Below are 23,872 nucleotides of genomic sequence, written 5' to 3'. Positions count from 1 at the left end.
ACATTCCTCTGCGATATTGCAGAGGAGGTCATGGGTGAGCGTACAGAAGAGGCAATCGGTGTTGGGACTGCGCATCTTAGCGCCGAAGCTGGAGAAGTTCTCTGACCGGCAAATTGAAGTCGCCCAGACCTGGGCTTTGCATTTTAGCGTACCGCCCTCCCGACTGACCTCCTTCATCGAAAACTATCTGAGTTCAACCGTCCACACTCGGTGCTGGTGCGTCACCCTGCCTTCAACAAGTGATCAAAAACGGCCAGTTTTGGCCAGAATCGGCGATCACCTCCAGTACTTCGATGGTCATCAGGTTAAGGCCTGCAAAATCACCAGCAAGGACCGCGTCCACAAGAAAAAACCCACCGCACTGGTGGCCCAGCAGCTAATGCTCAGGTTTGAAAAACGCTGGTATGCAGAAGTCCTACTGACCTCTTTCTGCAAGTCGGCTGGAGAGAGGGCGCAAGCCCTATCGATTGAAGATATCGGATGCTTTAATCGCAGAGGCTACGATTCAATGGTGAGCAACAATCGGTACTTCAATCCTCGAAACAGGTTTTACCTGAAGCAGATTGGCAGCACGCTGAAGCAGTTTTGCCAGTGCCTCGATCAGGAACTACTGTTCGCCATCCGTTCAGCGCAATGCCCCTCCCCCAAGCTCTATAACTGGCTGGCTCAAGGCGACCGCAAACGCCGCCTCCAGGCATTGAAAGCCCAACCGGTACTGATTCCACTTCTGTTACTTGTAGGTCAATCGACGTGGCCGTGGGATGGTCAGCAGCACGTATACATGAACTGCCCGTGGGATGAGCTTCAGGCGTATCGCCCAATTTGGAGCGAATACGACTATTTGTTTTCAGCTCAAGAGTGCCTGATAGGTCGCATTGCTGACGCGTGTCTGCCCCTTATCGACACACTGGCGTGGCTGCTACAGGCGCCGCGCGCTGCAGTGCGCTACTTAGGGCAACAACGGGTATTCGACACCGGCAGTGCATTGACCTGTATCAATCGTGAGGGGCCAGAAGGGACCTGGCATCGACTGCTGCTAGGAGCCTCACTGGGCAATCGCCGTCCCTTTAAAAAAGCTCACTGGATCACTTTCTTCGCCCTGCTGGATAAAATCCCGTATCAACTGCGGGAGCAGACGCAGGACTGGAACAGGCTGCTGTCCGGATGTCCTACTGATTGGTCGGATCCCAGTTGGTCCAAAATCGCCGACGACTTGCGAGACCTAAACGAGCTCTTCAACAACATAGATGAGAGCTACGGACCCGATGCCCGTGAAGCACTGCAAAAACTCAAAAACTTCATTGGTACTGCTACCTATCACCAGATCGCCAGCTTGGTGGATAGCTTTCACCTAGCAATGATAGAGATACGTGAAGCTCTGGATGCCGCAGATCCCCAAACAAAAACAGACTCATTTACGCCCTGGAGGCCGCTGCTTAATTCAAACGACACATCCCTCGTAAGCCCGAATGGACTGCAAATTGTCGAACTGAAGTGCCCAGCCGATCTGGATGCGGAACATCGAGCGCTGGGCCATTGCATTGATGGTTACGACTACAGCGCTTATCGGGGTAACTGCCGTCTTATTTCGGTTCGCGAAAACGGGCAATCGTTGGCCTCTGCCGAAATCCAGATGAATGAGAGTGCCTGGGGCGAAACGCTAGAAAAATTGACTCCCAAACACCTGGTGACGACACAATTGAGAGGGCTCCACAATCGCACACCTAAATCGGGGTCCAGGGTTGCCCGGGCCTATCAATGGTTTTGGGCAAAGATCAAATCGGGTGAACTCGCCATCAACCTGAAATGGCCAGACCAAACCCTATCCATGTCTCGCTATACAAATCGAAACCGGAAAAAACTGCATGCTCAAGCGTGCGCGGAATGGATCAACCTGCACCTGAGCAGAACATGAGCCGTCCGCGCCTCATGAACCGCCGGCAGGACCTGGTAGAAAAGGTCATTTTTGACGGCTATGACTTCGGCATTTTGTTGCAGTACGTCGACGGAGCCAATCGGCTGTTTCTCGAACGTGATGGTTTCTACATCCGACGTGCCGAGCATCCTCAGCATCGCTATTGGCGTTTGCCCAAAGGCAAGTTGCTGGATGACCTGGATGTGTTCTTCCACCGGTTGATGGAGTTGTCCGAGGACCGTTTCAATGAAAGCTGGGAGACGTTTTCACATAAAATCACGGTCGCACAACACGCTCCAGATCGGCAGGCATTTACTTGGGGTCTGACCTTTCGGGTCGCTCCACTCGTTCAGGGGGGGATCCTTCTGTCGGGTGACTACCACCCTGGCGCAGTCGCCGTTGCTCGGCGTATGCACGGCGTGTTTCTTGGGCATTCCAAATCTTGGCGCATAGACGCCAGCGCGGAGGTGGTGCGAAGCAACCTGATTCTGGAGCTTGGAGTGTCAGAGGATCAGTTCGAGATCCTGGACACCGTGCAGGAGCTGCTGACCGACGGATCCATTGTTCCTACTGATGAAATCACCCGCATCAGTCTTGGAGGACCACCACAAGAGCGTGCAGCACAAGCGACTGACGACAGCACGTCAACCGATGTGTATCTCGCCGCCGTGCCCTCAATCGAGCGCACCGAGTTCACCACCGAGCAAATTAATCAGGCCTTGGCAGGTTATTCTTTACTGGACCATCAACCTGCGGGTATCCGGCACTTGCTACAGCGGACCAGTGCATTACTTGCAGATGATATGGGTCTTGGGAAAACACGTCAGGCAATCATTGCCGCCGCTGTCAGAGCCTCTGAAAGACCTATTTTGGTCATCACCTTGTCGACGCTGATCATCAACTGGCAACGAGAAATCCAGATGGTGTATCCCAACGCCGCAATCGGCCAGCAGGTCTTTGATCCCTCTTCGCAGTGGATGATCACCAACTACGAACGCCTTGGCGATTACGTGCTGCATGCAGCCCACTTTGAAGTGATGATCATCGATGAGGCTCACCGCCTGAAAGAGCCTACTGCCGCGTGGACACGTCATGGGTTCGACATTGCCGCCAAGGTGCCTAATCGATACCTGCTGACTGGCACACCGGTGCTCAATCGAGAATCAGAACTGCACACGCTGCTACGACTGTCCGGCCATCCTGTCGGGAAACTGCCCCTCAAAGAGTTCTGCGAGCAGTTCGCCGGCAGTCAGGATTTTCGCAAGAATCTGCGCGATGCGATTGGCGATTGGATGCTTCGGCGACGCAAGGATGTGTTACCCGGACTCAAAGGCAAACAGCGCCAAACGCTCCCCGTCGAACTCACCACTGAAGAGCGCAAGCAATACGATCAGATTCGACTTGAAGACAGGCCTAGCCTGGCCAGGCTGGGATCACTGCGTCAGTTGCTTGAACAAGTGAAGGTTCGGGTCGTTATGGATCTGCTGTGCGAACTGGACGCGGAGGACAAAGTTATTTTGTTCTGCGAGTTCAAAGACACGGTAGGAACATTGCGAACTCGGTGCGAGCAAGCTGAGTATGGGTGCGTCACAGTAGTCGGCAGCGACTCGGTGGGCAAACGTCAGAAGGCAATCGACCAATTTCAAAGCGACCCGAACACCCGCGTTTTCGCGGCCACGACATCTGCGGCTGGAACAGGCAACAATCTCACAGCGGCCAACTATGTCATGTTCCTGGGACTGCCCTGGACGCCTGGACTGCAGGACCAGGCAGAGGACAGAGCCTACCGAAATGGGCAGTTGCGAATGGTCGTAGTGAAAATCCCGCTGGTGGAAAACACCATCGACCAGATGCTCTGGCAAATGCTGCTGGATAAGCGCCAGTTGGCAAGTGACCTCATTGAACCAGATGCAGCCGCCAACGCTAGGGCCGAGTTATCGGCCAGCTTGTGAACGGCATCTGATAGCCCCCCTCACATTCTTTAATTTCGGCTGAACTGGATGCCATGATAAATACCTGGAGACGCGGTTTTCTATTTCCTACTGCGCAGTAAATAGCAGCCTGTCACCGTTCCCCCATCACCAAAGGGGGCCTCTCGGCACATGATCAGGCACGTCACCACGCTTTCGCTGCTCGCGTTTATCGCCAGTTGCACTACCCAAACGGCGCAGACAATCAAGCCCGCGTACGACAGCAGTCGAAACCCGGACATGTTGACGCCGGACCTCTACCCCGGCGGCGCCGTTGCTGAAAAAGAGCCCGTCGTGCGCTACGGCCGTTACACCCTGGTCAGCACCTTGCCGGACTCTGGTCAACGTGACCTGATGGCTCAAATCATTGACGTCAGCATCCCTCCCAACATGCACCCAAACGTGCGCGATGCCATGCAGTACGTGGTTGACCGATCAGGTTATACGCTTTGCTCGGCAGACACTGGCCACGTCAATATCCTTTACACCCGTCCTCTGCCGGCAGCCCAATACAAGCTCGGCCCAATGACACTGCGCAACACTCTGCAAGTACTTGCGGGTCCGGCCTGGCAGGTGAAGGTCGACGAAGTAAATCGCCAGGTTTGCTACGTGCTGCGCCCTGGCTATCAGCTACCTGATACTGCACGGCCTGGATCGACGCAGGTTGCTCAACTCAATGCACCCACCACTGCTAAGCCGGCTCCCGCAGCCCCAACCAAAGACGATTCGGGCAGTCGAGTAGTAGTCGCCGCGGTGCCGCAAACGGCACCCTTCACAGCAACTGCAGCAGCCGCTACGGCTGTAACGAATCCTACACCAGCCAAAACCGTGGCCCCTCCTGCAGCAATTGCGAAGGATGGCTCTGCCAAACATACGTCTACCTTGCCGACTTCAACTCCTGCCTCGAGCAAGACCAATAGTCCCACTGCCAAGGCAGCTGCAACTGCGACTCCATTGACTCAAGCCATTGCTACAACCACTCCGGTTACTCCAGCCATTGCCACGCCGAAGCCGCTGGCCCAGATATGGACGGCTTCAACTGGCTCAACTCTTCGTCAAACCGTCGAAGGCTGGGCTGAAAAAGCGGGCTGGAAACTGATGTGGCAGGTCGATGATTTGGATTACTCAATTGACGCTCCACTTCGATTTGAGGGCAGTTTCCAAGAAGCCATTGGGTCGATTTTCCCTCTGTACGACTCGGCTCCACGGTCCTTTCTGGTCGATGTGGTCGACAGTAACTCATCACAGCGGCTGATTTTGATTACAGAGAGGAACAAATGATGACTGCTCGTCTCTGGATCAAAGGCACAGCCTTGTCACTTATGGTCGCGCTGGTGAGTTCCTGTTCGCTGCAGCGTGTGAATGAATCGGCCAGCCGAGCTGAAAATGACGCTGCGACAGCCTCTCAATACAGCCGGTTTCTGAGAAATCAGCAGCAAGAGCCCGCGCGCGCTACGGTGGTGTTCAGCGACAAACCCTGGGTTTCAAAACAACCGATGGTCGCCAAGCGCGGTTTACCGCTGACCATGGATTGCGACATCACCTATCGTCCTTCGTATTCCGTTGGCATCACAGAGATCGCGCGTTACATCACCAGCGAATGCGGCGTTCCGGTCATCGTAGCGCCTGATGCCATCGATCCAAGCGTCCTGTCCAGTACGACGCAAGGTAGCTCGGGCCCCAGTGCTTCCCCAGGTTTGAATCAACCCGACAACCTGTCCAACTTCATGCCTGCAGGCGTCATTGGCAACGTGCCTACCAATGCCCGCTCCATGAATATGATCGGACAGATTGCTCTCCGCACATTTCCCATCAAATACAGCGGCAAACTGTCAGGGTTGCTGAATCAAGCGACCGCCCAGTTGGGCTTAGCGTGGAGCTATTCCTCCGACGACCGCAGCGTACATATCACTTACTTCGACACCAAGACGTTCGATGTTTGGGCATTTGGCGATGACCAGGTCATTGAAAGCACAGTGAAGTCAGGCTTGCTGACCACCACAGGCAGTGGAAGCAGCTCCGGTGGAGGTGGAGGATCCTCGTCAACAGGTGCCTCGGGTGAGTCCGGCAGCAACCAGAGCACCACCGTCACCATCAAGACATCACTGATCGGGGACATTGAAAAAAACGTCGAGGCGATGCTGAGCCTGCAACCGCAAGGTCGTATGTTCCTTTCTCGATCCACTGGCTCCCTGACGGTGAGTGATCGACCAGAAGTCCTTTCAAACGTCGCCAAATACTTGAACTCAATCAACCGCAGCATCACACGTCAGGTGCTGTTCAATGTCAAAGTCTTCGAAGTGACCCTAACCGACAAAGATCAGACTGGGCTGGACTGGAAGGCGGTCTTTACCAACCTGAGCAACAAGTGGGGCTTTTCCCTCAAAAATGCCACAACAGGAATTAGCACCGGCGCGGTCTCGGGCTCGTTCAGTATTTTAGATACTTCAAAGTCCCCCTGGGCCGGCTCCAATCTGATTATTAAAGCGCTTTCTGAACAGTACCGCGTCTCAAACGTCCGTTCTCCCTCAGTCACAACTTTGAATTTACAGCCTGCCCCTATCCAGGTCGGCAACGTAAAAAGCTATATCGCATCGAGTTCCACAACCACAACGGCCTCCGTCGGATCGTCCACATCACTAAATCCCGCGACGATCACCAGCGGTTTCAACATGATGTTGCTTCCTCGGATTATCGACCAAGACAACCTGCTGCTGATGATCACTTTGAGCATGAGCAGCAAACCCACTTTCACCCCCTTCAACAGCAATGGCTCCAGCGTTCAGACAACCGATTACGACACCAGGAACCTCTCTCCCAAAGTTCGACTTCGCAGCGGTCAAACACTGGTATTGACCGGCTTCGAGGAGAACAGCGAAAACGCGACCAAGTCCGGTGTAGATGACCCAGGGTTCTTCGGTTTGGGTGGCAGTCGAATTCGCAGTACAGACCACAACGTATTGGTCGTACTGATTACACCCGTTGTCGATAGCGACAGCGTAAGCCCTAGTACCCTGAATACACCTGCTGCCAACGATCCATGGGGTTCTTGTCCTAGCCCAGTGCTGAATTGCGCAGGTTTTAAGGGGTAAACCATGGTCGCGGAAATAACGAAAAGCACACGCTCTGCGCGCGTCCAGGTCTTGCAGCACAGAGGGAAATCGTTTGTGACTGGACTGCGCTGGCATCCGCTTGGCAGCGTCACCGGTCACATGAAAGAAGCGCGCCAGTATGGCCGTGAACACCAACTGGACATCGTTGCAATCCGCAGGACACCGGCGATCATTCAGGCAGGTTTTGTGGCGCACAGCGACAGCGTCACCAAAGGCATGTATTCGCTTGCAGCGACTCTGGCTGGACAGTTGGGCGACTCGTGGATTGCTGCGTGGCGGACGGCCCCGGATCTTGACCAATACGCCTTGGTTGCGGTGTATCAAGGTGGTGTGATTTCAGGCTGTGACATGATCGGTACAGGCGCCGAGGTGCAGCGCAGGGTCGTGCAACAACGCAGTCGCGGCATTCAATTCAGCCATGAGTACCTGCCTCCTGAGTTTGAGATGGGCGGGCATCCTCTGGACCTCGAGGATCTGCTTCAACCCGAGAAACTGAAACGTGAATATCGACTTCGACCGCTCGTATTTGGACTCTCCAAGACCGAACTGGTGCAGCTCTCGATTCTTGCAGCGCTGATCGCAGTCGGCGTCATTGGCTGGGCGCAATGGCAGAGCCATCAGGCGCAAATAGCCAAGGAGGCAGCGTTCCAGGCTGAACAACAACGTCTAGCTGAGTTGGCCAGGCTGCAAAAAGAATCGGGTGTGGAACAACCTCCCCAAGCGCTTGAACATCCCTGGGCCAAACGTCCCTCTGTTGAAGATTTTTTAGGGGGTTGTAGCAGCGGTATTTATCAATCGCCCCTGTCTATTAAGGGATGGCTGTTCACGAGTGCCGTGTGCGATGGCGTACAGGTCCTGTCCTCTTACACACGTTCGGGCAATAGCACCGCCGACGAACTGATACAGGCCACTCAAGGCCACTATTCTGATCGGCCGGCGTTCTTTGACGAGGGTAATTCGGCCACGTTGAAGCTCGACATTTCGTTGCCGGCATCTGGTGATGAGCCACTCAAAGAAGCAATCGTGATGCTGGCGAATTTGTCTTCCTGGTTGCATAGCTTCAACCAAAAACCAGTCCTTAAAGAAGTACCGGTCGTTGTGCCCGTTCAACCGGCCATTCCTGGTCAGCCTGCTCCACCGCCGCCACCTCCTCAATGGAAGCTGTTTGAGCTGCGCTACAGCACCGGGATTACCCCATTGGACTCTTTATCCGGCGCACCAACTCAGGGGCTTCGGCTGCGTGAAATCGAAACCAAATATGAGGCTGGCCACCTTGTCTGGTCAGTAATAGGTGACCTTTATGCGAAATAAGACGCTGCGCTTGTGGTGTTCAATTCTTGCCTTCGGCGCCCCCATCTGTTGGGCGAGCGAAAACACGCCTTCCGGGGTAAACGTCGGCGAGCTGGCCATCATTCAAAGCCAGACGATTTTGTTGAACGCCAAGGCCGAAAAGGCCAAAGCCGAAAGATCCATTAACGGTGAAGACCACAGCGCAACGTCGCAGTCTTCGCCTTTGCTTTTTTCACAAGGCAACTTTACGCAACCGACTTCAGCCTCGACCCGCAGCGCTGATGCACAGCCTGAGTTACCTGTTGTCAAAGCCGTCTTCGGCTCAGCAAAGCGTCTGCGCGCCACCCTGCTCTACAGCGGCGGGGTTGAGATCGACGCTGATGCCTCCTCACGGGAACTGCCTGGGGGCTACCGTGTGGCAATCCTCACCTTCGACAACGTGACACTTGAGCGAAACGGCAAGCGCTATCCCCTCGGTTTTTCCAATACGCCTCCAGTCGTTCCAGGCAACGCCAGTTACCCCGCGCCTAGCAACACCGGGGCTGTCCCCGTGCTGCCCGGATTGTTCCCAGGCCAACATTGAGAAGACTGTGCTATGACGACCCCGGCTGGAAATCCCAAAGTAATTGAGCTTGGCGCCGAAGAACCCATTACGGAAATTCTGATATCTCACGAAACATTGCTGACCGCTGCTGGAGGGCCGTTTGAGCTGAAACCGGAATTGCGTCAACTGTGTGCGCTGACTAGCGACGGGATTTTGTACGTGTCAGCCCAACACCAAACGGATGCCTATGTCATGGCATTCGAGGATCAGCTAGAGCACGAAAATCATCCTTTTGAAGTCAAGATCTGCTCCATGAGCACAATCAAGGCGCTCTACCAGGCTAATGACGATGCTAATGGTAAAGCCCTGTCGGCCACCGAAACAAAACGCCAGGCCCAGGTGGTGCAACTGCTTGGAGAAGCCCATCGGAATAATGCAAGCGACGTTCATTTTGTGGTGGGCCACGACATCACTCGGATCTTCTTTCGCATCGATGGGCTCTTGTGGGAGGCAGAGCAGCATCAGAGCAAAGTTGGCATGGAGCTCTGCTCTTCGCTCTACAACAGCATGTGTGACGTAGCGAAAGAGCACTACCAACCGCAAGTGAGCCAGGACGCCAGGGTTAAACGAGCCTATGTCGAACAACTCGGCCTGTTCGGCGCCCGGGTCGCCACACGGCCGCTCGTTGATGGCCCTCTCATGGTTCTCCGCCTGCTGTACGACGACAAAAACAAAATGACACTGGAGGACCTCGGTTTTCTTCCCCAGCAAATCGAGGCATTCAGCCGCATTCGTAGCATGCCTTATGGAGTAAACCTGATAACCGGCCCCACAGGCTCCGGGAAGTCCAAGTCCCAACAGGTCAATCTGAACCTGCTTTATCAGGAATGTGGTGGCACAAAACACATTTTGACGATGGAGGACCCTCCTGAATATCCAATCCTGGCCAACCAGTCACCACTGGGTGCGGGCGAAACTTGGAACGAAGGTATCACCAATACCATGCGACTGGACCCCGACATCCTGATGTACGGGGAGATCCGGGATCTTGCGTCAGCTCAAGCGGCGTTCCGTGGGGGAATGACCGGGCACTTGGTACTTTCGACACTGCACACTAACAACGCCGTAGCAGCCCTACAGCGGCTGATAGACATGGGCGTAGACCGCTACCTAGTCACCGACCCGGCCTTGATGACGAGCGTCGTGAATCAGTCACTGCTGCCTGTGCTATGTCCTCACTGTCGAGTACCTGCAGTTGCTCATCTGGACCAGCTCAATGCTGCGCTGACACAGCGCTTGCGCGACCTGCAGGCGATCGATCTGACCTATCTCAAAGGCCCTGGGTGCCCACACTGCAAACGCCGTGGCGTCATTGGCCGCACTGTGGTTGCGGAAACTCTGCTCACCGACCTCAAGTTCATGCGCGTTTTCAATGAACAGGGTGCAAGTGCAGCACGTCGCCATTGGGTTAAGGAAATGGGCGGCATCACCAAAACTGCTCACACGATCATCAAGCTCAAACAAGGACTGGTAGATCCACGTCATGCGGAAATGATGGTAGGACCGCTGGACTTTGATCGACAAACCCTGGAGCTCGCTCATGCTCAGTGACGTCAGAGGAATGCTAAATGGCTGGGCGGAGACCTTCTACGCCAAGCAGTTCGGCAAAAACGAAAGAATCCAGTTCTACGAGAGCCTGATGGGCATCCTTGAGGATGGTGTCTCGCTTGAGGACGCACTGCACACGGTCGCCAGAGCGTTCAGCGATAACGGCCAGAAATTGCATCCAGTCTCTCTTGCCTGCAGGGATATCGCACAATCGGTGAAGGGCGGGAAATCCCTTAGCATTTCCTGCGAAGGCTGGGTTCCCTATGACGAAAATTCACTGATCGCTTCCGGGGAAGACACGGGCAACCTGGTGCAGGCTTTTCGGGACTGCGTGAGGATTATTGAAGTACGCCAACGGATCAGCAAACTCGTAGCCTCGGCCACCGTGTTCCCCTCCGTGGTGTGGAGCGTCATGGCGGCGCTGCTGTATGTGATTGCGGTTTGGATGGTGCCCGCCATGACACGTCGGTCTAACCCCGAGGCTTGGACGGGTGTACCGGCTTTTCTCTACGCCCTATCGAACTTCGTGACGCACTACGGACTGGTGACCCTGATCGCGGTGGTCATATTCATCCTCTTATCGATCATCACCCTACCGGTGTTTTGCGGACTTCAGATCACGGCTGCCAGCCCGTCGTGGAAGCTGAAGTTGAACAAGCTGCTCCAAATCCTGAGAGTCCGCGCCGAGCGTCTACCCCCTTGGTCGGTCTACAAGGCGCTTCACGGGTCCATCTTTTTGCTCAACATGGCAGTGATGTTGCGCTCAGGCATCAACCAGCTCGATGCGCTTACCTCTCTTCAGCGCAATGCCTCCCCATGGTTGAAGGAGCGACTGACTGCCATTCATTACGGCGTCAGTGCCGGCAAAAACTTCGGCACTGCACTGAAGCTCGCGGGTCACCAATTTCCCGACCCGATGGCCATGCACTTTCTCGAAGTACTCGCCATACGCAAAGGCTTCGCCGAGTCGATGGAACGGTTCTCCAACCGCTGGCTGGAACAAACACTTCAGCGGGTCGAGGCCATCGCCAAATCTCTCATCGGTGTGTCCTCCATGGCCATGGGGATCATGATGATTCTGGTGGTGATCGGGATCTTCCAATTGGCCGGCAAAGTCACTGAAACGCTTTAACTCAAACTCAAATGAGGTACCGGAAATGCCATTAAAGACCCCCAAAAACCAAGGTGGATTCCTTTCTCTGGACGGGATGTTCTGGCTCATGCTGATCGCGGTGGCGCTCGGTTTCATCGTGTTTATGGGATACAGAACATTCGGTAGCTCAGACGTCACTATTGAACAGAGCAATCTCGGCACGTTGCTGAGCAATACCAAAAGGCTGAAAAGCACCACGGGTTACGCCACTGCCGGCACCAACTTAGCGCCATCCTTGATCAACCTCGAAGCTACCGGCGGCATGAGCATCAACGGCACTACCTTGTCCAACCGCTGGAACGGCGCTGTGACCGTGGTGAGCAACGGCATGACCTTCACCATCACGGAATCCAACCTCCCGAAGAATGCCTGCATCACCCTCGCTTCTAACATGGCCAAGGACAAACAGACGACGACGGCGATCAACGGTGGTACTGCTATTGCCGGCGAAATCACTGCAGTGGCCGCTGCGACCAGCTGCTCTTCAGACGCCAATACAATCGCCTGGACCTCGTACTAAGGAGTCCAGTGTGAGCGTGATCTCTGAAGCTGAATTCGTCGACCTGTACCTGGGCGACGGATTTGCCGACGCCAAAGGTCTCCCAGGGCAAGCGCGAAGGGTTGAAGCTCCGGCTGAATGGCGAGCAGACCTTGAGCGCTTGCGGCTGCAGTGTGAGGAAAAACACGCGGCTACCCAGGACCCGGAATTCGCTTTGATTGAAGATGGCGTAGTCCTGCGCGTTACCCAATTACTGGACTTGAATGGAAAGCCCGTATTCGTTCTAAGTAAGTCATCGGTTCAGATTCGCCCCTTGGATATGTTGGGTCTACCCGATTATCTCCAGGACGCATTGATGAGTGACACAGTACGCGGACTTATCTTCATTTGCGGCGAAATGGGCACAGGTAAAACCTCGAGCGCTGCCTCTTTGGTTAAGGCTCGCCTTGAAGCTTGGGGCGGCATTTGTGTGGCGGTAGAGGATCCTCCAGAACCGTATCTGAACGGAAGACACGGTGAAGGGCGCTGCATTCAAGTTCCTGTTTCTCGCCGCCTGGGAGGCTACGAGGAAGCGTTGATCCTGGCACTACGCACAAGAGCTGATTTGCTGTTTGTCGGAGAAATTCGCGACAGCGCGACGGCGGCACAAGTCATCCAGGCCTCAATCAACGGCCACCTGATTATCTGCACGGGCCATGCCGGCAGCGTCATTCAAGCCATTGAGCGGATACCAGCCATGGCTCAGCCACTGCTGAAAAACGCTCGCGAGCTGCTTTCCAGGGGCCTAGTAGCTGTCATTCATCAGTCTTTGTCGAAAGCTGCTGATGGGAGCAGTCGACTGACACTGCAGAGCCTGTTGTTCACCGGTGATGACGGTCCAGGCATTCGTGAAAAAGTCCATGCAGGAAAGATCACCTTGCTTGATCAAGATATTGCCGCCCAATCATCTAGGAGCCTCTGGAATGACCAGTAAAAGAAAGCAACGTGGCTTTCTGAGCCTGGACATGGCGTTCGGATTGATCGTGTTTTCCGTCGTCGTAACCATGGCGATTATTTGGCAAATTAGGCAAATGGACGCTCAGGATTACCGCATTGCTGCTGACCAGCAGAGAACCATCTCTGAAGCACAAGCAAAATACCTGAAGGACAATTTCAACGCCGTATTGAACAACGCTACAGCGACCGTGCCGGTGCAAATTACCGTTCCGATGTTAATCAACACCCACTATCTTCCTGCAGGTTTTAGCTCCACCAATTCATTCGGGCAGACCATTCTCGGCCTCGCCCGAAAGCCCAATCCCAACCAGCTGGAGGTGATCGTCGTCACCACAGGTGGGCAGACGATTCCTGAAATGGGTATTCGCGCCATCGCTGAAAACCTCGGCGGCCCTGGTGGCTTCATTTCAACAACTAATCCGAACATTGTTCAGGGTGTACGTGGAGGATGGCAAGTAGCACTTAGTAACTACGCCATCGCCCCCGGTCCAGGGCACACAGCAAGCGCCCTCTTCCTCATGGACGGTGCTTTGGCAAATGACTACCTATATCGAAACGCCGTGCCCAATCATCCTGAATACAACGCAATGAATACTGACCTCGGGATGGGTAATCACAACATTAACAACGTGGGAAGCCTTACTGCCTCAGGGAACGTCGCCACTGGGGGGGACGTTACAGCCCGTAATGTCACCGCTACCGCCAACGTCAACGCAGTAACCGCCAACATTACCGGTGATACCTATACCGGTGGCTGGTTTAGAACACGTGGTGACACAGGGTGGTACAGCGAGAAGTGGGGAGGAGGCATATACCAGAACAGCCCAGACTGGGTCCAAGTATATGGAAACAAAAACTTCTCAACCGGTGGTGAGATACGCGCCGGAAAACTCTCATCGAGCGGACGTACTCAAGTTGGAGAGTATCTACAGCTCGATGGCGCCGCAGTGGAAGGAAACGATTGCTCTCCCAACGGCATGTGGGCCAGAGATGCAAATGGACCTTTATTCTGTGGAGAGGGTAAGTGGAAAAAACCGGGGGGATGGGAGTTTCAACTCATCCAGGGAACATGCCAGGCCCCCTACAGAGGAAGTGTGACCTGTTCCCTCGGAGATACCACCTGGAAATCATGTTCTCTAACTGGCGCCTTTGGCGTTGGTGATAGCGAGGCAGGTTACATTTTTAGAAATACGAGCGGCTGGTATCTCTCTACCTCACGGCTAACTTGGCCGGGTCTTTTTTACTGGAGCTGCTTTAAGTAGCTGTACACGAGCCATCTCACCGTAAAGGTAATTTCATGTACATCGAGGTTCGGAATTTTTGTTCAAGGAACTTGAATGAAAATCACAAAAGCGGCAAAATGCCACCACTTGAATTTTTTGACTTGGATAGGACGATGTCGGAAAGACTGGAGAATGGAATCGAGTATAGTCGTGAAGAATTACATGCATGGCTCGAAACCCGAAGTAGGATTTGTTCAACTCCTCTATGGCGTCGAGCTCTGGAGGGAAAAGAGGTATTCGAAGTGGGCGATTACACTTATAAAATAAATCCGGCCTCACCTGAACGCTATTTGGTTAAATGCATCAAGACATCAGAGCTCATTAATCCCACTACTAACTTAGCCACTCTTAAACGTATCTCCAAATATTGTTTTCTGGCGTTTTGTCTGTTTGGAGTTTTCATCGCCCTGTACGCCGCCAAGCATGGCTTATCTCTGTCATAGGTCTTGAGCTAGCTATGGCAGTCCAAAATCTGATAGAGACCAGACTATGACAATGCAATGGCTAGTACTCACGATACTTATCATTGGTACAGGCATTTTTCTAGATAACCAACATGAGGCCCAGCGCGTCTCCGACTACGCATCACTCGACTCATTGAGCCGCAACTTTCTGATTTATCGATCCGCAACAGCTGCATTTGCTCAGTCCAACCCAGGCTTCAGTGGGGTTCCTGGCGACTCGTTGCTCAACCTGCCTGCGTGGTTTAACAAACCTCTAGGTGTTGGGTCTTACATATTGACTGGTAGATCCTATACGTATTTTAACGGGGTCGCGCCATCGGGCATGCCCTCGTCGCTGGTCGACCTGACCCAGTCGACAACCGTCGGAGTGAACCGCGCAGGGATTCTTGTTTCCCCCAAAGCCGGAGCGACCGGGATTTCCATTCCATCTGCTGTGCCCGAGGGTGCAATCGTCGCGGTCAACTGACCAAATCACCGTTCAGCGGTCGCTATGTTGCATATCCCCAGGCCTATCAACATAATGCACGCAACAATGTTTCCACCCCGTTGGCTACTGGCGGTCATCAGTAGCGCCCGGTGATGCAGCTTGCTTCATCACCAACCCCAAAGCACGCATAGCTCCGGGAAGGGCGTGCGGACCTGGTTCAAAGCTCTCCCTGTGTCTCCCTGTTCAAGCCAGACACGCAGCCGTCTAACTCGTGAATTGCGAGTTCATAGGCACATAGGGCTTTGTTGAGGTTCGAAGCACCGTAGTCTAAGGGCCACACTGGTGTTGTGGCCCATACTTTTTAAAGCTCACACAATGGGTAGCCTGATCATCTTGCAAAGGATGATCAGGCTACCCATTGGTAGCCACTTTTCCCTGCCGGTGGCCCGCCGGCGAAACGCAGGGCTCCCTTTGTGCGCGGATGCGTGCCTTATGTTTGCTGGCCTCAGCCACGATAATCGGCCAGGTGTAGGAAATGAGACGTTCAGATCACAGCCCAGGGATCGATGACGCCTCAATCTCTCACAGGTGGTATTTTTTTCTGAAAGACGTGTCTTATCTACAACCGAGGGTAACTGTTGACCCAGCTGCTCTCGGTAGCTTCTCCTGTTAAGTTAAATCTGCTTTTGCCCTCCCCGAATTACCCCTCCCGCTTGACACATCACTTTCCCCCTTCGATGATATGAGCGTGTTTTGCTGACGTCGTCAGCATCATGCCCAGGCAGTCAGGATCTTTAAGACTGCGACACGATGTTGGTGTCTGATCCGCCCAAGACCGCTGAGCTTCTGGTAGCGCGGTCGGTCGGCATCTGTCGATAGAAGCACCTTATGCAACTCACCTCGCGGGGAATCACTTCCCCAACAGGGCCAGTGTGTTCTCCGCATTTAACCTGCAGGAGAATGACCATGTCCAAACTCGCTTATAACCTCGGTTTCGCGCTCGGCACTATCACGCGGCAGTTTCTGCGTGCGGTGAAAAAAACCAGCGCTGCGCCTACTGCTTTCTACCCCAAAGCAGCTCCATTGCTTCCACCACCCTGCGTACCTGATCGCCTGGTGCATGAGCTGGATCATGTGCCGGCATTAGCTCGTAAAGGTGTCGATCTGAACTTCTGGTACGCGGCTAACACACGAGTGGCCGAAAAGCCCGCTCGCAGATCGCGTAAGAAGATACCTGCGCACGCATTGACGCCTGCAACGTGCTAAACCAGTCCTACTCTTTCTGTAAGGAGCCTTCCCATCGGGAAGGTTTCCTGAGAGTTTTTACGGGAGGGGCTTGACAAGCGACATTCGTATTTTCATGATCTGCACATGTATCGCTGACGTCGTCAGCAACATGCCCAAGTAGTCTGGATCCGAGAGACTACGATGCGGTTTACCGCATTGATCCTTTCCCAAGATCGCCATAGCTTCCGGTAGCGCGATCAGTCGACTCAGTCGATGGAAGCACCTTTCTCACCCATGACGGGCCTACCCCGTCAGGGCAGGCCTCTCAATTTTTGGAGGTCTGATGAAAACTGAACTGGCTCTCTACCAAGCGCTGATCTCGATCAACGTCCCGGAACAGAAAGCTAACGCTGTCATTGAAGCTTTGGAGACCGACATGCTTTCACGTTTGGCTACCAAAGCGGATCTCACAGCTGCAACTGCTGAACTCAAAACCGAAATTGCCCATCTTGATACACGAATCGCGCAACTCGATTCCAGGATCACGATCCGCATGGGTTTTATGTTGTCAGCTGCTGTTGGTGTAGTGATTGCTTCGTTGAAGTTCCTACACTAGACGAACCCTTTAGCTCTACCACCCTCGCGGGGAATACTTTCCCCCAAGGGCGAAGTGTTTCTCCGCTTTCTGTTATTTCGAAATTGGAGAATCATCATGAGCACTACTCAAACCAACGAAGCAAAATTCTTCGATCTTCACACCACTGGTATCGGTTACCTCAACCGTATCCGTGAAGTGAAACCTCGCGGCAAAGGTAAGCCATTCATGGCGGTCACCGTTGCGGCACTGCGCGGTTCTACAGATGAAGCCGAGTACTCCTACATCGACTGCAACATTGTCGGCGCCGAAGCTGAAAAGCTGATTCGTCGCAGCCATGCGGCCGTTGAAGCAGGAAAGAAGGTCCTTGTGAGCTTCCGTATCGGCGATATCTGGACCGATGCTTTTACCTATGAGAAAGGCGATAAAAAGGGTCAACCTGGAGCAAGCCTCAAAGGACGACTTCTGTTTATCGGTTGGATCAAGGTCGACGGCCAAACCGTTTATGAAGCCAAGCCTCGTGAAGTAGAACCAGTTGCTGAACAAGGCGAAGCGCAATCTGAAGCACCACTCGAAAGCGAAGAAGCAATTGAGCCAGTTGCGGAGGAAAAACCCCAACCAACGCCTGCTAAGCAGCAGCGTAGGGCATCTTGATTCACTCTGTTGCAAGGCACCCTTCGGGTGCCTTTCATTTGGACCCGCCACTTAACCGAGACGACGTATTCTGAGCCGTTGGCCTGGCTAAATAATCACTTTTATACAGACCTACACACCCAAAGGGAAACCACCTCCCGAATGGGCCAGGTGGTTTTCACACCTGGAGCTGACCATGAATAATCCTACTCATCTCGTATCGTCTGATTTGCTCAAGCTACCGGTCGTACTGACCCCTAGGGCCTGGCAAGAAGCGGTGCATATTGAAAACCGACAGGATGCAAGTGCTATCAGTAACCGACTGGGCGATGTTGTCCTTGAGGCCTATCGAGAGCTGCATTTGCAACCTGACAGCGATCTGATCCATTTCGGCCTCTATCGACTGCCGCCTGACGGTAACAGCTCAGATCGAGTCTGGTTGGACCTGAAACTTGACCGTATTGAATCGCCGCCTGGCGTTTTCTACCTCTACATCTCACTTAAAGAAGAAATGAACACTTCTTGCCCATAACCCCCTCTGAATTCACAGCACTACCCCAAGCCCGACATTTGTCGGGCTTTTTTATTCATAGCAGTGTGGAGCTGCACATGATCAACATTCCAGGCCAACTGGCCATCCGCACCATCAGCGGCCGTAATGGCGACTTCAACGTCGGACGGCTTTCAACTTCCATCGGTGAGTTTGTCATCAAAGACGCGATCCTCGATCAGTACAGCGAAGGTAAATACCGAGGCGACTTCCTTATTACAGAAATTCGCCCTTCGTACTACTCAACATCGGGTCGGCTAGTGGTCGAAATTCGTGCAAAGCTCGAAAGCATGAGCCTGGACGATGTGGACAAGTTGACAGCGGAAGACGCTGCCACACTCTCTGCGAGTGAGCAGGACCCCATTGACGAAGAGTCATCTTCAGCTCTGCCAAAGCCTCTCCAGCAGCGTAAAAAACTGGCGTCGTCTAAGGGGGCAAGCAGAACTGGCGAACCGTCTGCAACAGAGGATGCCCCCTTTGGGATGCCTCCTCCTAGCTCGGCCAGCGGTGCCGAACAAGACGCCGACCTGTTCGGCACGATCTGGCCCCTGAGCGATACAGTCAAGCTTGACACCACCGTCGACCGTCAGCGCTTACGCCAGCAATGCACTCGCCTAGGCGAGCTCGGCTACGTGCTGGATTTCAAATTACAAGTCTGGACGCTCTCCAATTTCTGATTGGTCCAACACCCACCCTTGAGGGGCTCCCTCATGGACGCTCCTTTGCATTTACGGAGCATTATATGAACCCAATTTTCAGCAACCTGACCGCAGCAGTTCTGAACAATATCGACGATCAACTTGCCAACAACGAAGTATCGACGGATGGAGAGCTGTGGGACTTCTTTATAGAAGAACTCGACATGACGGCAGAACAAGCTGATGCCGCCGTGGCACTCCGCTCCCAGTACCTGGGAAAAATCTTTCTGACTGGGCACAGCCCTCTGTTTCATAACGAGACGGTTTCGTTCGACCCGAACGATAAAACCTTCAAATCAGACGGAGTGCTGTTTCCCAAGCAATAACACTCACTGCTAACACCCCCGAGGGGCTCACCGCCCCTCCGGGCGGGTTCCCTCTTCACAATGGAGGTTCCCATGCCCAGCCCTACCCCACTCTTCCCAATCGAGGAGTGCAATGACCTATTCGTCGACGCTTGCGCGTGTGACGAGCAACGCAACCTAGTTTTTCTCTCTGCATGGGGTCGCGATACGGCACTGCAGGAGTTTCTGGCCAGGCTGACCCTCGGCGCTGCCGAGGATGGTCTGAGTCAGTTTCACATCGTTGTGGACGGCCGAAGTCTCCCTGTTTTTCCCAACATCGATCTGTTGGAAAAGCGCACCACGCGGCAAATGCGCGGGACGTTGTTCGGTAGCTTGATTCACCTCTGGTTGTTCGACCGACGCTGCGTGCAACCGGATCGAGCCAACCACTTCGCCTATGCCCTTCTTGAGAACGGGCAGTCACCTCATCAAAGGCTTTGGCCGTTGATCCAGGACACCTGCCCTTTACCGCTACTGCCGCATTGGCAGAAGCCGGTGATGGACTGGCTCACTCAACACGACATGTTGCAGCTCTTGCCCGGAACATCCGGCGCTGTTGCGGCATGGCGTTTGTCGTTGCAACTCGATGTCCTCGAACCTGCTTTGGGCGATCTCATTCGCCAAGGGCAACTCTCAACCCACGCTCACTTTTGAGCCTTGATCCAGGAGCCTCATCATGGCCTTGATGTTCCCACGCTTGGCGCGCAACTTCGCTCGCAATGGCTACTACCCCACTGACGAAACGACGCTGGAACGGACCCTGCAGGCGTTGGCCCCCTCTCCAACCGGCAAGATACGGATCTTTGATCCCTGTGCTGGTGAGGGTGTTGCACTGGCTGAAACAGCTCATGCGCTCGGGCGTGACCGCGTAGAAACCTACGCAGTCGAGTATGACCAGGAACGTGCCAATCACTGCAAGACATTGCTGGATCGTGTGCTGCATAGCGATCTGATGGACACCATGATCAGCCGACAGGCCTTTGGCTTGCTCTGGCTCAACCCGCCCTACGGTGACCTGGTCGCTGACCATGCAGGTGCCTCACAGTACCAAGGTAACGGCCGTCGGCGTCTGGAGAAGATGTTCTATCAACGGGCGCTTCCACTGCTGCAGTACGGCGGGATCATGGTACTGATTATTCCGCACTACGTGCTGGACGATGAGCTGTGCGGTTGGTTATGCAATCACTTCACTGAACTGCGGATCTACAATGCCACTGATCCAACCTTCAAGCAGGTGGTGATCTTCGGTATACGAATCCGCCGCCAGGACCTGGCTCGACCGCAAGAGGTCAAATACGTACGCGCACGCCTTCAGGCGATCGGCGCCGGCACATTGAGTGCCGAAGCGTTACCAACCAGTTGGCCATGGGAGCCCTACAGGGTTCTCCCGGCATCCACCGACCTGGAACACTTCTACCGTATCAGTCTTGAACCTGAGCAGCTCTGCGATGAGGTCAAACGCCTTCGTGGCATGTGGCCTGACTTCACACTGCATTTTGGTCAAACCGGCGCACAGCCACGCCCTCCCGTAAGGGAACTCTCGCGTTGGCACTTAGCGTTGGCCTTGGCTGCCGGCGCGATATCCGGCGTGGTGACATCCAAGACCGGTCGTGTATTGGTTCTCAAGGGCGATACCTACAAAGATAAGGTCCGCAAGACCGAGTTCACCGAGGACCAAGATGGCAACGTGTCCGAGGTACGGATTCTGACAGATCGTTTCGTGCCCATCATTCGGGCATGGGACATGACGCCAGGCTCTACCAACTTCGGCAAGGTCATCACCATCAGTTCGTCGGCGGATTCACAGACTGGGCTTGTAGAACCAGAAGCATTACCTGCTCCTAACCAAGCACCCCGGATGATATTTGAACCCGGACGCTTAGTTATGACCCAGTCGGTGCACTACCTGGTAGAGCACGGACATCTCGACCCAAGCCCTTACTTACGACGACATTTCTCCGGTGATTGGGGAGAACTGCCCGAAGAAGACTGCAACAGCAATAAACGCGCCTTGACCACGGGGGAGCGTTTGTTCTCCAGCTACAACGTCGACGCCGGCGATGAAACACGGTTGTGGATCATCACGGAGGCGGACCGGAGCTGCACGACAGTGTTGCTGCCTTCGGACTACTGACTTCCTCATCAATCAACCCGCAGGGTATTCACAATACCCGTCGGGGTGTCGTGCATGCCCTGTTTCACTCCTAACGGAGAAACAAACATGAACGACCTATCACACACCGCATGCCCACCGTTGACCATCGGCCTTACCGAATTCATCGACGAGTTCGGTGATGAGTTGCTGGATTCGCTCAACCGCTCTAACCCACCGGTTTACGCTGGCAACATCAACGAAACCCGTCAACGGGTCATGAACACACTCAAACGCCAACCGTTCCCGGCGCAAGCCGAGGTTGTCCAGGCCGTAACCGCATTGCTGCTGGACCGCAACGAGCAGGCCGCCGTCATCAATGCCGAAATGGGCACAGGTAAAACCATGATGGCCATTGCTGTTGCGGCCGTCATGCACGGCGCTGGCTACCGTCGCACCATGGTGGTTTCACCTCCTCACCTGGTCTACAAATGGCGGCGAGAGATCCTTGAAACCATTCCAGATGCTCGCGTTTGGGTGCTCAACGGCCCCGATACCCTGGTCAAGCTGCTCAAACTGCGTGATCAACTGGGAGATCCCTACGATGGTCGGCAAGAGTTCTTCATCCTAGGGCGCGTGCGTATGCGGATGGGGTTTCACTGGCGTCCGGCGTGTTGGCAACGTCGCTCTGCCGGCGGACACCGCTTTGCAGGCTGCCCAGACTGCGGCCACCTTCTGGAGGATCTAGAAGGCAACCGGATCACTGTCGAAGAGTTTCACCGAGAGGAACGCCGTCAAAGCTGCCCTCAATGTCATGGCCAACTCTGGACGCTGATGCGTCCAGGCAAGGCCGAAAACGGAACGCGCCGGGCAACCATACTGAAGTCGATGTGCCGAATTCCGACCATCGGCCCAATACGTGCAGACAGATTGCTGAATGACTTCGGGGAGGATTTTCTCGCCTCGATGCTGATCGATAACGTCAGCGAATTCATCAACCTAATGGACGCCAAGGGCAACTTCATCTTCAGCGACCGGCAGGCCAAACGCATGGAACGTGCCATGGCCAACATTGAGTTTGGCTTTGGTGAAGGCGGCTATCAACCCACGGAATTCATCAAGCGCTATTTGCCTGATGGATATTTTGACCTGCTGGTGGTGGACGAAGGGCACGAGTACAAGAACAGCGGCTCTGCCCAGGGTCAAGCCATGGGGGTACTGGCAGCAAAGTCACGTAAAACCGTGCTGCTGACGGGCACACTCATGGGGGGATATGCCGACGATCTGTTCTACCTACTGTTCCGCATCCTCACTCGCCGCATGATTGAGGACGGTTACCGACCAAACTCGCGCGGCAGCATGGCGCCTGCCGCCATGTCGTTCATGCGCGACCATGGAGTGCTGAAGGATATTTACAGCGAGCGGGACAACCAGTCGCACAAAACCGCCAAGGGGAAAAAACTCTCAGTGCGTACGGTGAAAGCTCCGGGTTTTGGCCCGAAAGGGATTCACCGTTTCGTATTGCCGTTCACCGTCTTTCTGAAACTCAAAGACATCGGTGGAAACATCTTGCCCGACTATCAGGAGGAACTGGTCGACGTGCCCATGGCACTGGATCAGGCATCTGCCTACCAGAAGCTAGCCGGAACATTGGCTGCTGAACTTCGCCAAGCACTTGCTCGCCGGGATACCACGCTTTTGGGGGTGGTACTCAACGTGCTGCTGGCATGGCCTGACTGCTGTTTCCGACCTGAGGTGGTCAAACACCCCCGCTCCAAGGAAACCCTGGCATTTGTTCCTTCGATTTTCGCAGACGAGGAACTGATGCCTAAGGAGAAGGCGCTGTTGGACCTGTGCCTATCGGAGAAAGCACAAAATCGGAAGGTTTTGGCTTACTCCGTGTACACCGGGACGAGAGACACCACCAGCAGACTCAAGCGGCTGTTGGAACAAGCAGGCTTAAAAGTGGCAGTCCTTCGAGCCTCGGTCGACACGGCCAGGCGCGAGGACTGGATCCTCGATCAGGTTGATCGCGGCGTCGACGTGCTGATCACCAACCCGGAGCTGGTTAAAACCGGACTGGATCTGCTCGACTTCCCGACCATTGCGTTCATGCAAACCGGGTACAACGTCTATACCCTGCAGCAGGCGGCACGACGGTCATGGAGGATCGGGCAGAAACATCCGGTACGGGTAGTTTTTTTTGGCTACGCACAAAGCTCGCAGATTACCTGCTTGCAGTTGATGGCCAAAAAGATCGCGGTGGCTCAGAGCACGTCGGGAGACGTACCGGAGTCAGGTCTCGATTCGTTGAACCAGGATGGGGATTCGGTCGAGATGGCACTTGCTAGACAATTGATCGCTGTATGACCTCAAGGCCACCTCCGGGTGGCCTTTTTTGTGCCCACGGAAGCCTCCACCCCCTGGACTGGTATACCGACACCCCCTACAGTTGTTTTACGCACTGACAC

Annotated in this window: 21 protein-coding genes; all 21 read left to right on the top strand. The window is 54.4% G+C overall.

Annotated elements, in window-relative coordinates:
- The first annotated feature begins 34 nt into the window (after positions 1–34).
- The 21 genes from JN756_RS04460 to JN756_RS04360 all read left to right on the top strand — a co-directional run bounded on the left by JN756_RS04460 (position 35) and on the right by JN756_RS04360 (position 23,771).
- Positions 35–1,915 (top strand): hypothetical protein, encoded by a 1,881-nt coding sequence (locus JN756_RS04460; RefSeq protein ID WP_201021870.1) that lies wholly within the window; start codon positions 35–37, stop codon positions 1,913–1,915.
- On the top strand, positions 1,912–3,867 hold the full coding sequence (locus JN756_RS04455; RefSeq protein WP_201021869.1) for a DEAD/DEAH box helicase: 1,956 nt from the start codon (positions 1,912–1,914) through the stop codon (positions 3,865–3,867). The genes JN756_RS04460 and JN756_RS04455 overlap by 4 nt, the downstream gene beginning before the upstream one ends.
- Positions 3,868–4,017: 150 nt before the next feature.
- Positions 4,018–5,166, top strand: coding sequence for a PFGI-1 class ICE element type IV pilus protein PilL2 (gene pilL2 / locus JN756_RS04450; RefSeq protein WP_201021868.1), 1,149 nt, complete (start codon positions 4,018–4,020; stop codon positions 5,164–5,166).
- Positions 5,166–6,977 (top strand): PilN family type IVB pilus formation outer membrane protein, encoded by a 1,812-nt coding sequence (gene pilN / locus JN756_RS04445; RefSeq protein ID WP_201021867.1) that lies wholly within the window; start codon positions 5,166–5,168, stop codon positions 6,975–6,977. Before pilL2 ends, pilN begins: the two co-directional genes overlap by 1 nt.
- A gap of 3 nt (positions 6,978–6,980) precedes the next feature.
- The gene (gene pilO2 / locus JN756_RS04440) at positions 6,981–8,309 is read left to right on the top strand and encodes a type 4b pilus protein PilO2 (protein WP_201021866.1); all 1,329 of its coding nucleotides are present in this window, start codon (positions 6,981–6,983) and stop codon (positions 8,307–8,309) included.
- A complete protein-coding gene (gene pilP, locus JN756_RS04435) occupies positions 8,299–8,871 on the top strand; it encodes a type IV pilus biogenesis protein PilP (protein WP_201021865.1) in 573 nt (190 codons plus the stop codon). The genes pilO2 and pilP overlap by 11 nt, the downstream gene beginning before the upstream one ends.
- Before the next feature lie 12 nt (positions 8,872–8,883).
- Entirely contained in the window at positions 8,884–10,443 is a 1,560-nt protein-coding gene (locus JN756_RS04430; RefSeq protein WP_236255079.1) for a GspE/PulE family protein, read from the top strand.
- Positions 10,433–11,572: a type II secretion system F family protein gene (locus tag JN756_RS04425; protein ID WP_201021864.1), complete on the top strand. Its 1,140-nt coding sequence runs from the start codon at positions 10,433–10,435 to the stop codon at positions 11,570–11,572. The genes JN756_RS04430 and JN756_RS04425 overlap by 11 nt, the downstream gene beginning before the upstream one ends.
- 25 nt (positions 11,573–11,597) lie before the next feature.
- Positions 11,598–12,113, top strand: coding sequence for a type 4 pilus major pilin (locus JN756_RS04420; protein ID WP_236255078.1), 516 nt, complete (start codon positions 11,598–11,600; stop codon positions 12,111–12,113).
- A 10-nt stretch (positions 12,114–12,123) separates the two neighbouring features.
- A complete protein-coding gene (locus JN756_RS04415) occupies positions 12,124–13,065 on the top strand; it encodes an ATPase, T2SS/T4P/T4SS family (RefSeq protein ID WP_201021863.1) in 942 nt (313 codons plus the stop codon).
- Positions 13,055–14,350: a shufflon system plasmid conjugative transfer pilus tip adhesin PilV gene (pilV, locus tag JN756_RS04410; RefSeq protein ID WP_201021862.1), complete on the top strand. Its 1,296-nt coding sequence runs from the start codon at positions 13,055–13,057 to the stop codon at positions 14,348–14,350. Before JN756_RS04415 ends, pilV begins: the two co-directional genes overlap by 11 nt.
- Before the next feature lie 510 nt (positions 14,351–14,860).
- A complete protein-coding gene (gene pilM / locus JN756_RS04405) occupies positions 14,861–15,301 on the top strand; it encodes a type IV pilus biogenesis protein PilM (protein WP_201021861.1) in 441 nt (146 codons plus the stop codon).
- 927 nt (positions 15,302–16,228) lie between these two features.
- Entirely contained in the window at positions 16,229–16,528 is a 300-nt protein-coding gene (locus JN756_RS04400) for a hypothetical protein (protein ID WP_201021860.1), read from the top strand.
- A 304-nt stretch (positions 16,529–16,832) separates the two neighbouring features.
- Complete coding sequence (locus tag JN756_RS04395) at positions 16,833–17,105, top strand: hypothetical protein (RefSeq protein ID WP_201021859.1); 273 nt, start codon at positions 16,833–16,835, stop codon at positions 17,103–17,105.
- A gap of 96 nt (positions 17,106–17,201) precedes the next feature.
- Complete coding sequence (locus JN756_RS04390; protein WP_201021858.1) at positions 17,202–17,738, top strand: STY4534 family ICE replication protein; 537 nt, start codon at positions 17,202–17,204, stop codon at positions 17,736–17,738.
- A gap of 175 nt (positions 17,739–17,913) precedes the next feature.
- Complete coding sequence (locus JN756_RS04385) at positions 17,914–18,249, top strand: hypothetical protein (protein ID WP_201021857.1); 336 nt, start codon at positions 17,914–17,916, stop codon at positions 18,247–18,249.
- Between the two features lie 77 nt (positions 18,250–18,326).
- Positions 18,327–18,944 (top strand): DUF3275 family protein, encoded by a 618-nt coding sequence (locus tag JN756_RS04380; protein WP_201021856.1) that lies wholly within the window; start codon positions 18,327–18,329, stop codon positions 18,942–18,944.
- 65 nt (positions 18,945–19,009) lie between these two features.
- The gene (locus JN756_RS04375; protein WP_201021855.1) at positions 19,010–19,291 is read left to right on the top strand and encodes a hypothetical protein; all 282 of its coding nucleotides are present in this window, start codon (positions 19,010–19,012) and stop codon (positions 19,289–19,291) included.
- A gap of 72 nt (positions 19,292–19,363) precedes the next feature.
- A complete protein-coding gene (locus tag JN756_RS04370; protein ID WP_201021854.1) occupies positions 19,364–19,963 on the top strand; it encodes a hypothetical protein in 600 nt (199 codons plus the stop codon).
- A 22-nt stretch (positions 19,964–19,985) separates the two neighbouring features.
- Positions 19,986–21,443: a DUF6094 domain-containing protein gene (locus tag JN756_RS04365; protein WP_201021853.1), complete on the top strand. Its 1,458-nt coding sequence runs from the start codon at positions 19,986–19,988 to the stop codon at positions 21,441–21,443.
- 87 nt (positions 21,444–21,530) lie between these two features.
- A complete protein-coding gene (locus JN756_RS04360; RefSeq protein WP_201021852.1) occupies positions 21,531–23,771 on the top strand; it encodes a DEAD/DEAH box helicase family protein in 2,241 nt (746 codons plus the stop codon).
- Positions 23,772–23,872: the final 101 nt, after the last annotated feature.

Source organism: Pseudomonas sp. Y39-6, from assembly GCF_023651955.1.
Taxonomy (GTDB): Bacteria; Pseudomonadota; Gammaproteobacteria; order Pseudomonadales; family Pseudomonadaceae; genus Aquipseudomonas; species Aquipseudomonas veronii.
Note: the sequence above shows the minus strand (reverse complement) of the source record. Positions and strands in the feature narration are given on the sequence as shown.

Coding starts and splice junctions, on each gene's coding strand:
- JN756_RS04420 (WP_236255078.1), top strand. CDS start 11,598: ATGCCATTAAAGACCCCCAAAAACCAAGGTGGATTCCTTTCTCTGGAC.
- JN756_RS04390 (WP_201021858.1), top strand. CDS start 17,202: ATGAGCACTACTCAAACCAACGAAGCAAAATTCTTCGATCTTCACACC.
- JN756_RS04425 (WP_201021864.1), top strand. CDS start 10,433: ATGCTCAGTGACGTCAGAGGAATGCTAAATGGCTGGGCGGAGACCTTC.
- JN756_RS04400 (WP_201021860.1), top strand. CDS start 16,229: ATGTCCAAACTCGCTTATAACCTCGGTTTCGCGCTCGGCACTATCACG.
- pilV (WP_201021862.1), top strand. CDS start 13,055: ATGACCAGTAAAAGAAAGCAACGTGGCTTTCTGAGCCTGGACATGGCG.
- JN756_RS04375 (WP_201021855.1), top strand. CDS start 19,010: ATGAACCCAATTTTCAGCAACCTGACCGCAGCAGTTCTGAACAATATC.
- JN756_RS04365 (WP_201021853.1), top strand. CDS start 19,986: ATGGCCTTGATGTTCCCACGCTTGGCGCGCAACTTCGCTCGCAATGGC.
- JN756_RS04370 (WP_201021854.1), top strand. CDS start 19,364: ATGCCCAGCCCTACCCCACTCTTCCCAATCGAGGAGTGCAATGACCTA.
- JN756_RS04380 (WP_201021856.1), top strand. CDS start 18,327: ATGATCAACATTCCAGGCCAACTGGCCATCCGCACCATCAGCGGCCGT.
- JN756_RS04430 (WP_236255079.1), top strand. CDS start 8,884: ATGACGACCCCGGCTGGAAATCCCAAAGTAATTGAGCTTGGCGCCGAA.
- JN756_RS04385 (WP_201021857.1), top strand. CDS start 17,914: ATGAATAATCCTACTCATCTCGTATCGTCTGATTTGCTCAAGCTACCG.
- JN756_RS04395 (WP_201021859.1), top strand. CDS start 16,833: ATGAAAACTGAACTGGCTCTCTACCAAGCGCTGATCTCGATCAACGTC.
- pilM (WP_201021861.1), top strand. CDS start 14,861: ATGACAATGCAATGGCTAGTACTCACGATACTTATCATTGGTACAGGC.
- JN756_RS04360 (WP_201021852.1), top strand. CDS start 21,531: ATGAACGACCTATCACACACCGCATGCCCACCGTTGACCATCGGCCTT.
- pilP (WP_201021865.1), top strand. CDS start 8,299: ATGCGAAATAAGACGCTGCGCTTGTGGTGTTCAATTCTTGCCTTCGGC.
- pilO2 (WP_201021866.1), top strand. CDS start 6,981: ATGGTCGCGGAAATAACGAAAAGCACACGCTCTGCGCGCGTCCAGGTC.
- pilL2 (WP_201021868.1), top strand. CDS start 4,018: ATGATCAGGCACGTCACCACGCTTTCGCTGCTCGCGTTTATCGCCAGT.
- pilN (WP_201021867.1), top strand. CDS start 5,166: ATGACTGCTCGTCTCTGGATCAAAGGCACAGCCTTGTCACTTATGGTC.
- JN756_RS04455 (WP_201021869.1), top strand. CDS start 1,912: ATGAGCCGTCCGCGCCTCATGAACCGCCGGCAGGACCTGGTAGAAAAG.